The organism is Bacteroides sp. AM23-12 (assembly GCF_003434395.1).
Taxonomy (GTDB): Bacteria; Bacteroidota; Bacteroidia; order Bacteroidales; family Bacteroidaceae; genus Bacteroides; species Bacteroides thetaiotaomicron.
In genome coordinates this window covers 55,187-68,472 of the sequence record NZ_QTLF01000001.1, presented here as the reverse complement: position 1 = coordinate 68,472, position 13,286 = coordinate 55,187, and the positions used below count along the sequence as shown (strand labels likewise).

The following is a 13,286-nucleotide window of genomic DNA, read 5'->3' as shown; positions in this document are numbered from 1 at the left end:
ATGAAAAATAAAAGTAAGATACTACCAGTTCTTTTTGGTTTCTTTATTATGGGGTTCTGTGACTTAGTAGGAGTATCAGTCACCTATGCGAAAGATTATTTCAGTTGGAGCGAAACCCAAGCCGGTTTCCTGCCATCAATGGTATTTATATGGTTTTTACTCATCTCTATTCCGATTTCTATCTGGATGGACAAGAAAGGTAGAAAAACAATATCACTGATAGGACTTTTATCTACTTTTATTGGAATGTTACTTCCATTACTTACATTCACACAGACAGCCTGTTATATCGCCTTTGCACTTTTAGGCATAGGAAATACCATCCTTCAAGTGTCACTTAATCCTTTATTAACCAATGTTATCGCTGAAGGAAAATTATCAAGCATTATGACAGCCGGACAATTCATCAAAGCACTATCTTCTTTTGTAGGACCTATAGTGGCCGGATTCTGCTCTGTTTATTTCAACAACTGGATATTAATGTTTCCCATATTCGCCGCCATTACTCTAATTTCCGGAATCTGGTTATTTTTCACTCCAATAAATGAGAAAGACGACAAAAGATTAACATCCAGTTTCTATCAAGTTATTTCTCTCCTGAAAAATAAAACCATCTGCCTTTTATTCGGAGGCATCATTTGTATTGTTGGCTTAGATGTAGGAATGAATGTATTTACCCCAAAACTTTTAATTGAAAATGCAGAGTTGACTAAAGAAATCGCAAGTTATGGTACAAGCTGGTATTTTGCCGCTCGCACTTTGGGGACCTTATGTGGTGTAATTCTATTAGCAAAGTTTTCCGAAATTTATTATTATCGGATCAATATGTTCATTGTATTAATAGCTTTGTCCTGCATTTATTGGATACATTCTCAATATATTATTTTGTTATTAGTATGCATTATAGCCTTTGCAATGTCTAGCATATTTGCCGTCATCTACTCGCTAGCCTTGCATACATTACCCTATAAAACCAACGAAATATCAGGACTCATGATAACTGGGATATCCGGTGGCTCCATCATTCCTCCTCTCATGGGAGTTTGCGCAGATTATACCGAAAGCCAATCAGGCTCCATCCTTGTCATGCTAATTTGTGTAATCTATCTAATTTTATGTTCGTTTCATAAATTTAAAACCATACACACAAAGTCGCATTAACATTTATTCTCAAAACAACCATTCATATATAAATTTATATTAAATAAATAAATCTTTCTAGTTTTCCTGCTTTAAATATATATATTTGCAATATGTATATACATATAAACATTATATAATACATATATCATAAGCAATTAATACTATGTAGATTAAAATATACAGCCTTTATATACAAGAAATCACATTAAATCTAATATAAAACCCTTATGACTTACTTTTTAAAATCACAGAGTATGAAGAAGCTTTTATGCAACTTACCACGCTTCGTATTATGGATAGCTTTCCTTCTAATCATTGAAAGCTATGTAACCTTGCAAGCTCAAACCAGTAGTAGTAACAACTCATCCAAAGCAATATCAGGGAAAATTGTGGATGAAACAGATTTGCCTATTGCAGGAGCTACTGTACAGGTGAAAGGATCAACAAAAGGAGCCATTTCGGATATAGATGGCTTATTTACTATTTCATCCGAACCAGGCTCTATTTTGATTTTCTCATTTTTAGGATACCAATCTATTGAATACAAGATAGATAAAGTACCTCAAACCATTAAACTTTTGCCAAAGGTAGATGAATTGGATGAAGTTACTGTGGTTGGTTTTGCTAAACAGAAAAAAGAAAGTGTGATTGGAGCAATATCAACCTTAAAACCTGAAAGATTAAAAATTCCAACCAGTAATCTGACTCAAGCCTTAGGTGGTAATGTTGCCGGAATTATATCTTACCAGTTGTCCGGTGAACCTGGAAATGACAATGTGGAATTCTTTATTCGCGGTGTGACAACTTTTGGTTACTCTAAAAGTCCACTGATATTAATCGATAATATCGAATCATCTACTACTGATCTTTCCAGACTGTCCGCAGATGACATTGCTGCTTTCTCTATAATGAAAGATGCAACAGCAACTGCCATTTATGGTGCACGCGGAGCTAATGGAGTCATTTTGATTACTACCAAGCAAGGCAAACCCGGTAAGGTAAAAATTAGTGCCAGAGTGGAAGGTTCATTGTCAGCACCTACAAAAAGAATAGACATGGTAGATCCTATCAGCTATATGAAATACCACAATGAAGCTGTACTCACACGTAATCCGTTAGCTGTCCGGCCTCATACCGATGAGAAAATAGCATCAACAATAGCCGGCAAAAATCCCTATGTATATCCGGCGGTAGACTGGTACAATGAATTATTTAATGATAATGTATTTAATTCACGTGCCAACATCAATATGAGCGGAGGTAGTGAAACTGCCAGATATTATGTTTCTTTAGGCATATCGGATGACAATGGTATCATGAAGGTAGATAAACGAAACAATTATAACAGTAACATTGATTTAAAAAAAATCTATGTACGTTCTAACATTGATATTGATGTGACCAAGACGACTACATTTTCTGTAAAATTCAGTGGCAATTTTGATGATTATACCGGTCCTATTGTAAGCGGCAATGATCTATACCGAAGAGCAATGGCAACAAGTCCTGTTTTATTCCCCAAATATTATATGCCTGATGAAAATCATACATCTACTTCACATATTTTATTTGGTAACGCAGGTGATGGTAATTACATCAATCCCTATGCGGAAATGATACGTGGTTACAAACAATACACCAATTCGGTTATTTCTGCCCAGGCGGAATTAAATCAGAAATTAGATTTTATAACTCCAGGACTTAGTATCAAAGTCTTCGCAAGTACTACCCGAAATTCATACAGCGGACAACAACGTTCTACTTCACCCTTTTATTATTCAATCAGCTATTATGATAAACTAACCGACACATATACTTTAAGGGAGCTGAACCCTAATGGTGGACGGGAAGATTTGGATTATACAGCAGAAGGGAATCAAGTCAGCAGTTCGTATTATTATGAAGCATCTCTCAACTACAACCGTACGTTCCGGGAAAAGCATAATATCACCGGATTATTAGTAGGAGTTCTGAGAGAGAATAAGAGCGGAGGCGCAAGTTCGATACAGACATCTTTACCAGCCCGTAACATTGGATTATCAGGTCGTTTTACATACGCATACGACGGACGATATTTTGCTGAAGCAAACTTTGGTTACAATGGTTCCGAAAGATTTGCCAAAAATGAACGATTCGGACTCTTTCCTTCGATAGGAGCAGGCTGGATGATCTCCGAAGAAAAGTTTTGGAATCAAGACCTTAAGAATATTATCAATAAACTGAAACTAAAAGGAACTTACGGTTTGGTAGGTAACGACAATATTGGTGCATGGAATGACAGATTCTTTTATATGTCCGAGGTAAATCTAAACGGTAGTGGTGCAAATTTCAGTTGGGGACAAGATTTTGAACGGAATGTCGGTACTATCGACATGATACGCTATCGAAATGACAAAATCAAATGGGAAATTGCTCAAAAAATGAATTTAGGTCTCGAAGTTGGGCTATTTAATATATTTGACATACAATTCGATTACTTCACCGAATATCGAAAAAACATCTTTGGCGAACGCCAAACCATCCCGTATGAAATGGGATTCAGTGCACCTCTTTATGCTAATAAAGGAGAAGCTTCTTCACATGGATTCGAAGTGCAGGTAGATGCCAACCACGCTTTCAATAAAAACTTCTGGTTAGGAGTGCGTGGCAATTTCACTTATGCAACAGGCAAATATGAGCATGTAGAAGAACCCTATCGTCCTTACCCTTGGCTTAGTCATATTGGAAAACGTATTAATCAGACTTATGGATTAATAGCGGAAAGACTGTTCATTGATGAAGAAGATATTGCAAATTCACCTGTTCAGACATATGGTGAATATATGCCCGGTGACATAAAATACAAAGATGTAAATAATGACGGAATAATTAATGATGAAGATATTGTTCCAATAGGGATTTCCTCTTCTCCAGAAATTGTATACGGCTTCGGAGTGTCGATGGGATACAAGAATTTTGATATTTCTTGTTTCTTTCAAGGAGCAGCGAGATCTTCTTTCTTTATTAATTCCAAAGCAACAAATCCTTTCATGCAAATGGATTTCGGAGGAAATAACCTCAATGGTATGATGCAAGCATATGCGGATGATTACTGGTCTGAATCGAATCGTAATATATACGCTACTTTCCCAAGATTGTCAACTACTGACATTGCAAACAATAACAGAAACAGTACATGGTGGTTACGCGACGGTTCTTACTTGCGTTTAAAATCAGTCGAAATCGGATATACATTACCTAAAAGGCTGACCAGCCATCTAGGTATGTCCAATTTGAGAATCTATGCCAGCGGACTAAATCTTTTCGCATGGAATCGTTTTAAATTATGGGATGTAGAACAAGGAAACGACGGAATGCAATATCCTATTCAGGCAGTTTACAATTTTGGTATTAACTTAAGCTTCTGATTACATTATGAAATACAAACATTTATTCACTAGTACATTATTGGCGATATTAATCACATCCTGCAACTATCTTGATATCGTGCCGGATAATATCGCAACGCTTGAAATGGCATTCAACACTCGGGCTAATGCTGAAAAATATTTAGCCACCTGCTATAACTTCGTACCTACAGCAGCCAATCTTGATCACAACTCCGGCCTCATCTGCGGTGGAGAAATGTGGTATCTGAAACCAGAGTCCCACTACTATAAAAATATAACCTCATTCAACATTGCACGTGGTATGCAAAACTCTAACGACCCCTTACTAAATTACTGGGATGGAGGTCAGGGAGGCTACAACATATTCAGAGGAATCCATGAATGCAATATTTTTATAGACAACATCGATCGCGTACCTGACATGCGTATGGAAGAGAAAAATAAATGGAAAGCCGAAGTGATGACTCTGAAAGCATATTATATTTATTATCTCATGTTGCACTATGGGCCCATTCCTTTACTTAAAGAGAACATCAGCGTAGAAGCAGACTTAGATATGATGCAACTGGAGAGAGAAACGATTAATGATATCGTCACTTATACAACTGATTTATTGGATGAAGCCATGAACATCCCTTCCGGATTAACATTCAATGTGACTTCTCCACGCACGGAATTAGGGCGTATCACATTACCTATTGCGAAAGCAATCAAGGCTAAATTACTAATACTGGCTGCCAGTCCTTTATTCAACGGCAATACGATGTATGCTGAATTTGTCAATTCAGAAGGGATACCTTTCTTCGACCAAGAGTATAAAAAGGAAAAATGGGAGGCGGCAGCCGCAGCGTGCCTGGATGCCATCAACACTGCCCACGAAGCCGGAGCTTCTTTATACAAATTTGATGAGAAGCTAAATTATACTCCTTCATCAACTTTACAACAAGAGTTGACACTACGTAACACAATTACCGGTCGTTTTAATTCTGAAATAATATGGGCATTAGGTTCCAATGCAACAGATGGAATACAGAATCTATGCCAAGCGCATTTAACCAGCTATTCATTGGGGAACAGAATGATTCGTAGTTGCTCACAACTTGTGCCGTCATTAGAAATTGTAGAACAATTCTATACAGCGAACGGAGTCCCGATGGATGAGGATAAAGATTATGAATATGAAAACAGATATAAACTGACAACAACTCCAGAAGATGATCCTATTCATTTTACACCAAACTACACAACTATCAAGATGCATTTAAACAGAGAGCCTCGTTTTTATGCCTATATTGGTTTTGATGGTGGAAAATGGTTCTCCATCGAATGCTGTAACGACAATGAAACGAGCTCCTATCCTATCAAATCAAAGAAAGGAGATATTGCCGGCGTTTCAGACGAACTATATTCACCGACAGGTTATTTCACAAAGAAATTGGTTAGTTATCAAAACGTAAACACCAGTGCGACCAATATCAATTACGTATATTCTTTCCCGATTATTCGCCTGTCCGATCTATACCTGCTATATGCAGAAGCTCTCAACGAGCTTAATGAAACTCCGACTACAGATGTATACTACTATGTACAACAGGTCAGGAATAAAGCCGGTCTGGATGAAGGAGGTTCTTTGGTAAATACATGGCGTAATCATTCCAACCGCCCGGATAAGCCAACCACCCAAAGAGGAATGCGTGAAATTATACAGAAAGAGCGAATGATAGAGCTTGCATTCGAAGGCCATCGTTACCATGATGTACGCAGATGGAAGTTAGGCTCTACATATCTGAATACTCAGATAAAAGGCTGGTCGGTATTAGAGCAGGACCCGGAGTACTTTTATAATGCACGAGTTCTCTTCACGAGAAAATTCATGCCAAGAGATTATTTATGGCCTATTAAGACCAATTCTATCAACAGAAATCCGAAACTTGTTCAGAATCCTCAATGGTAACTTTTAACATAAAAATGACAAAGATGAAAAATATAGCTTTTATACTTTTAATACTTGCAGCAGTTTGTTTTGCAAACTGCGCCGGTGATTACGAGGCCGAACCACGCGGTACGAATGATGGAAAAGCTCCGGCACCGATTACTAATATATCGGTGAAGAATGTAAACGGAGGAGCTATTATTAAATATACTCCTTCCGATGATGTCGATTTATTATACGTCAAAGCTATCTTCACTAATACCCGCGGAGAACAGCAGGAAGTAAGATCTTCCATGTATGTAGATTCTTTGGTAATAGAAGGGCTGGGGGATACACAAAAGAGAGAGGTCAAACTTTACTCTGTAGACCGCCACGAAAACTATTCCACACCGGCTATCGTGACTATTGAGCCTCTGACTCCTGCAGTCGTTCAGACACAAGAATCATTAAAAGTGACTGAAAGTTTTGGAGGTTTCTTCCTCGATTTCAATAATGCAGCAAGAAGTGCATTATCTTTCTACATTTACAAATGGGTAGATGAGCACAATGAATACGAGATCCATGACGTATACTCCTCACAACAGGAAGAAGGCCGCCTGACTATAAAAGGCTTAGAACATAAATTATTGAAATTAGCCATCTTCGTTAGGGATAAATGGGAAAACACTTCCGACACATTGTATGCCGAAATTACTCCTTGGAAAGAAAGCTTATTAGATAAAACAAAATTCCAACTTGTCAAAGTTATGGATGATGTCAGCTGGGATTACCACGAAGGTTATCATTCCCGTCTATGGGACGGGCAAATAGGTGGATGGAACTGGGGACATACCGAATACCCGATACCTTTCCCGCATGCCTTCAGTATTGATTTGAATGTCAATGTACGTCTCAGCCAATTCCAATTCTGGCAACGTCTGGACAGCCAAGACTTATTATATGCCCATGGAGCTCCCAAGTACTTCAAATTATATGGCTGCGAAGAGGGTAAAGATTTGCAGAATCCGGATAACTGGGTGGTATTATTTGATGGAGAAATGAAGAAACCATCCGGCGGGGCATTTGGTGATGCGCTTACTCAGGAAGATATTGAGGAAGCCCAAAGAGGCCATGTATTTACCCTCAACCAAGATGTACCATTCATTCGCTACTTCCGGTTCCAGAGTTTAATGTCATGGTCGGGAATGGAAACATCAGTTATGTCAGAAATCACTCTTTGGGGAGATATCCAAGGTGAAGAATAACCTTATAAAATAGACAGAAATGAAAAAAGTAATATATATAATAACTACTATTCTCCTGTGTATGACCTCCTGCACAGATATTCATGATACCTATTCTGAATATATCAAAGACGGAGAACAAATTTATGTAGGAAAGCTGGCGGATGTAAAAATACATCCGGGATTTCAGCGTATGATGATAACGGGGTCTATGAAATATCTAGCCACAGCAAAGACTTGCATAATAGAACTTGTAGGTTACGACAAGGTTTTCACAACAGACATTGACAGAACGCAACCTGAATTCAGTTATGAAATCAAAGATGTGGAAGAAGGCAACTATTACGTTAAAATAACCACAAAGGATAAAGAAGGTAATACCTCACTATCCGAAACCTACAATGTAGATGTATACGGAACGGAGCACATAGCGACTTATTATCCCAAGCGAATTACCGATATACAATTCGTCATTGCCGACAACTCGCTCAACTTAATTTGGAATCAGGCAGACAATGTGGTGGAAGCAATAGTTAAGTACTATGATTCAAATGAGCAACTACTAACTTTAACAGTGAAAGGAGATGCTGCTTCAACCAATTTACCTGATTGGAAAGCTACTTCTATATTAACAGTAGAAACACGAATCCTACCCAGCGAAACAGCATTGGATATCGTATCCCTGCCCATTTCAGAATACACTTTGCCCGACGATCCGATTGTAGAAATCCCCAGAACTAACTTTGCCAACGCAAATATGCCTTCAGATGTTGTAAACGGTTATGGCGGTTCAGTAGAAAAGTTATGGAACAATGATACATGGAATTATGACAGCGGTTATCATGCCGGCGATAATCAAGGAGTTCCTCATCATCTGACCATTGACATGGGACTTACAGCAACGATTACCGAATGCGAACTGTTCTTTACCGGATATGAAAGAACAGACTGGATGCCTCGATTATTCCAAATATGGGGAATTGAAGATGTAGAAGACCTGGAAAGCCATGAACCGGATGTTCCATCTATAAACCCGGCTTGGGAAGAAAGTGCGAAAGCAAAAGGATGGAAACAGCTGACTACAAAAAACATTTCTGTTTCCGGTTGGCAACCCAGTATTAAGTTCGCCTGCGATAAAGAACACGAAAATATAAGATACATCAGATACCGTATTGTAGAATCACTCTCAGCTCCACACGTAGGAATGGGGGCCTATGGTTCCGCCAGCGAAATCAAGTTCTGGGGTAAAAAGGTTAGTTTGTTACAGTGATAACAGTTGAATTTGTTTTTGCATAGGAGTGTATACAAAAAAAGAATGATACATTCCTATGTAAAAAACAAATTTGTATCTTGAATCCAAAAGACCGAAAGTTAATATGAAAAGAATACCATTGAGTTTATTCACGTTTTTATTCCTCCTATCCGGATTATGTGCAGCACCTACCAAGACTGTCTGGCAAATCGGGGAGAAAAATCATAGTGCCAGTGAGTTGGCATTGTCCCCTGACAAATACAAAGAGTTTCTGGCAAATGATTTTGGTTGGGAGGACAGGTTTTATATCATTGGATTGTCTTCCCCTCAAAAAGATTTTCCTTATGTTCTGCCGGGACCTGCCGATCATTGGGGAGGAACAAGTTATACTGCCGGTATACGGACTCATGTTTTAAACATACTCTTTGGTATGAAGGAAGTTCCCGAAACGGACTCATGGAAATTAATCATAGACCTATTAGATACTCACCACGAATTTCCGGCACTATTTAAAATAACGATCAACGGAAAATCATGGAAATATGCACTTCCCAAAGGAAGTGGAAAATCAATAGACGGTGACTATTCACAAATCAAACCGCATACGATCGAAATTCCTCTGAACTCCGGAGTGATCAGAAAAGGAAGCAACTCCATCGCGCTTACAAGTCTCGAAGGCTCATGGATTCTCTTCGATGATATCAGACTTATGGGGCCGGATAATGCTGAACTAAATGAAGTCAACAAATCCGTTTATCTCCGGGATGTTAAAGCTGCGGACTTTCAAACCACCAGTCCTGTAGCCCAACCACTATTAGTAGACATAGAACATCTTTCCGGGCATCCTCTCCTTGAAGTGAAAGTAGATGGAAAAAAGATACTGGAACAACGTTTGGAAAAAGGAAGATACATACTAGAAGCTCCGATGCCAGTTGTCAAGTCTCCCAAGACAAGCCATTACATCATATCCGCCGATGGTGCAATCTTAGATAAAGGAATGATCAGACGCGCACCTCACAATACAATCACACTGGCCGATTACATCGATACACGAATGGGAACTGCGCACTCCCGTTGGATGATAGCACCAGGTCCGTGGATGCCATTCAGCATGGTCAAATTAAGTCCGGACAATCAGGATAGCGGTTGGCAATCGGGATATGATCCTTCATTCGAGAGCATAGGTACGTTTAGCCACATACACGAATGGACCATGGCGGGTCTGGGCATCATGCCTGCCAACGGTCCTTTAAAAACGGAGATAGGCAGCCAGTCTTCCTTAGTCAAAGATGCCAATTCGTATCGTTCAGCCATCGACAAAACAAGTGAAGAAACGAAAGTCGGATATTATAAAGTAGACTTGACCGATTATCAAATCAAGGCGGAACTGACTGCCACCTCCCGGTGTGGTTTTCAGCGTTATACATATCCGCAAGATAAGGATGCCCGTGTCATGATCGACCTGAAAATCCCTAGTGAATACGATTACCAAATTGTTGAAGGAAGTATAAAGCAAACAGGAGCACGACGGATCGAAGGATTCAGCAAGCAGCTATCCAAAAATGTATGGTCGGCGGATGCGGATCAGAACTATACAATTTATTTCGTGATTGAATTCAATAAAGATATCAAGAAATTTGGAGGATGGCACGATCATACTTTATGGGAAACAGATACTATGACAGCCAGCTACCCTCAGCGATTCGGCTGTTATGCCGAATTTGATACTACCGATTATCCGGAAGTTATGGTACGTTCCGGAATATCTTATGTAGATATGGCAGGGGCTTCCAACAATCTTTCCAATGAGATAACGGAACCATTCGGGTGGAATTTTGAAGCTGTACGCAAACATCAGTCGGATAGTTGGAATAATATTTTAAACAGAGTCCGGATATACAGCAACGATTATCGGGAAAAGGTAAGATTTTACACCAATTTATACCGTGCTTTCTGCCGGAATACTTTCAGTGATGCAGACCGCAGATGGGTGGATGCAGCAGGCAACATTCAAAAGCTGGACGACCCGGATGCTGTCGCTTTGGGATGCGATGCCTTCTGGAATACTTTTTGGAATCTGAATCAGGTATGGAATCTGATTGCTCCCGAGTGGTCATCCAGATGGGTAAAATCGCAGTTGGCTATGTATGACGCCAACGGATGGCTGGCAAAAGGCCCCAGCGGAATGAAATACATACCTGTAATGGTGGCCGAACATGAGATTCCCCTTTTAGTAAGTACTTACCAAATGGGAATACGGAATTACGATGCAGAAAAAATGTTCCGGGCAATCGTAAAGATGCAAACTACCCCAGCTCAACGTGTAGCCAATGGGTTTGCCGGCAACAGAGATTTGGAAACTTATCTGCAACATCAATATGTACCTGCCGACAAAGGACGTTTTTCTAACACATTAGAATACTCTTATGACGACTGGACAGTCTCTCAACTAGCAAAAGCACTGGGAAAAGAGGAATATTACCGAACATTCTCCAACAGAGGCAACTGGTGGAAAAACGCAATCAACCCGGCGACAGGTTATGCCCAAATGCGCTACAGCAATGGAGAATGGGAAAAGAACTTTGATCCGTTCAAATCAGGAGCTAACCATCATTATGTAGAGGGAAACGCCTGGCAACTTACTTTTTTTGTACCTCAGAACGTTCCCGCACTCACCGAAATTATCGGTAAAGAGCTCTTCATCGACCGGCTGTCATGGGGATTCAAAGCCAGTGAGCCATGGAGGTATAATGCCCCGGGAGACCAGTATTGGGACTTTCCAGTAGTACAAGGTAACCAGCAATCCATGCACTTCGCCTTTCTATTCAACTGGGCAGGCCAACCGTGGCAAACGCAACGGTGGAGCCGTTCCATTATCGACCGCTATTATGGCTTTGACACATCAAATGCCTATTTGGGAGACGAAGACCAAGGACAAATGAGCGCTTGGTTTGTCATGGCTGCATTGGGATTATTCCAGACGGACGGAGGTTGTAACGCAGAACCTGTTTATGAACTGGGGAGTCCTCTGTTTGAAAAAATAAAAATAGATTTGGGAAAACATTTCGGTAGAGGAAAGCAATTTATCATCAAAGCTAGCAATACTTCGCGGGAAAATAAGTACATCCAGTCCGCCAAACTAAACGGCAAGAAGTTGAACTCTTTCAAGTTTCCGGCAAAAGAACTGCTCAAAGGCGGCACATTGGAACTTGAAATGGGAGATCGTCCGAATAAAAATTGGGGAATCAAATAACATCATAAAAAAAATAGTAACAAATGAAAAAGATCTTACTCAGTCTTATCACAGCAGCCGTTTTATTATCATGTCAGTCATCACGTGACACATCACACAAGTATACAGCCATCACTCCGGGAGTAGAATGGCTCGACACCAACAACGAGAAAATAAATGCTCACGGAGGCGGTATATTATATCACGAGGGAATTTACTACTGGTATGGCGAATGTAAAAGTGATTCCACTTACTGGAATCCCAATGTTCCCGGTTGGGAATGTTATCGTACGGAAGCCGGTGGAGTAAATTGTTACTCTTCCAAGGACCTTCTCAACTGGAAATATGAAGGACTCGTTCTCCAACCGGAAATATCTGACACACAATCCGATCTCCATCCTTCCAAAGTGCTGGAGAGACCTAAAGTTATATACAATGACAAAACCAAGAAATTTGTAATGTGGCTGCACGTGGACAGTGACGACTACAATAAAGCTGCTGCCGGAGTCGCTGTTTCCGATTCACCGACTGGTGTTTTCACCTATCTGGGTTCGATGCACCCGAACGGGCAAATCAGCCGGGACATGACCCTATTCAAAGATGACGACGGCAAAGCTTATCATATCTACTCTTCCGAACAGAATTCTACATTATATATCAGTTTGCTGTCCGACGATTACCTGAAACCTTCCGGCACTTTCACACGCAATTTCGCAGGTAAATTCCGGGAAGCCCCTGCTGTGTTCAAACACAACGGACTATACTACGTCATCAGTTCGGGATGTACCGGCTGGAGTCCCAATGAAGCGGAATATGCAGTGGCTACCCAAATTTTAGGACCATGGACCGTAAAAGGAAATCCTTGTGTAGGAAAAGATGCCGACAAAACCTTCTATGGACAAAGTACCCATGTACTGCCGATTCAAGGAAAGAAAGACGCATACATAGCCATGTTTGACAAATGGAATAAAACAGACCTAATTCACTCAACCTATATCTGGTTGCCTATACAGTTCCGTGAAGACGGAAGCATGGCTATTCAATGGCTGGATAGCTGGTCACCTGATACATACGAATTCTAATTAAGATATAGCAACGGCATATCATTTTCTAA

The 13,286-nt window shown here is 40.0% G+C and carries 7 protein-coding genes; all 7 read left to right on the top strand.

The genetic code is table 11. The features are described 5' to 3' along the window. The 7 genes from DW640_RS00240 (at nucleotide 1) to DW640_RS00210 (ending at nucleotide 13,254) form a co-directional block, all read left to right on the top strand. The gene (locus DW640_RS00240; RefSeq protein ID WP_117576819.1) at nucleotides 1–1,161 is read left to right on the top strand and encodes a sugar MFS transporter; all 1,161 of its coding nucleotides are present in this window, start codon (nucleotides 1–3) and stop codon (nucleotides 1,159–1,161) included. A 236-nt stretch (nucleotides 1,162–1,397) separates the two neighbouring features. Further along, on the top strand, nucleotides 1,398–4,550 hold the full coding sequence (locus tag DW640_RS00235) for a TonB-dependent receptor (RefSeq protein WP_048697081.1): 3,153 nt from the start codon (nucleotides 1,398–1,400) through the stop codon (nucleotides 4,548–4,550). A 7-nt stretch (nucleotides 4,551–4,557) separates the two neighbouring features. Next, nucleotides 4,558–6,486, top strand: coding sequence for a RagB/SusD family nutrient uptake outer membrane protein (locus DW640_RS00230; protein ID WP_016268600.1), 1,929 nt, complete (start codon nucleotides 4,558–4,560; stop codon nucleotides 6,484–6,486). Between the two features lie 23 nt (nucleotides 6,487–6,509). Continuing rightward, nucleotides 6,510–7,709: a DUF5000 domain-containing lipoprotein gene (locus DW640_RS00225; protein ID WP_016268601.1), complete on the top strand. Its 1,200-nt coding sequence runs from the start codon at nucleotides 6,510–6,512 to the stop codon at nucleotides 7,707–7,709. A 19-nt stretch (nucleotides 7,710–7,728) separates the two neighbouring features. Continuing rightward, nucleotides 7,729–8,958, top strand: a complete 1,230-nt coding sequence (locus DW640_RS00220; protein ID WP_016268602.1) for a DUF4998 domain-containing protein — start codon at nucleotides 7,729–7,731, stop codon at nucleotides 8,956–8,958. A 106-nt stretch (nucleotides 8,959–9,064) separates the two neighbouring features. Continuing rightward, on the top strand, nucleotides 9,065–12,193 hold the full coding sequence (locus DW640_RS00215; RefSeq protein WP_103877839.1) for a GH92 family glycosyl hydrolase: 3,129 nt from the start codon (nucleotides 9,065–9,067) through the stop codon (nucleotides 12,191–12,193). A 23-nt stretch (nucleotides 12,194–12,216) separates the two neighbouring features. Next, nucleotides 12,217–13,254 (top strand): glycoside hydrolase family 43 protein, encoded by a 1,038-nt coding sequence (locus DW640_RS00210; RefSeq protein ID WP_008766598.1) that lies wholly within the window; start codon nucleotides 12,217–12,219, stop codon nucleotides 13,252–13,254. Nucleotides 13,255–13,286 lie beyond the last annotated feature (32 nt).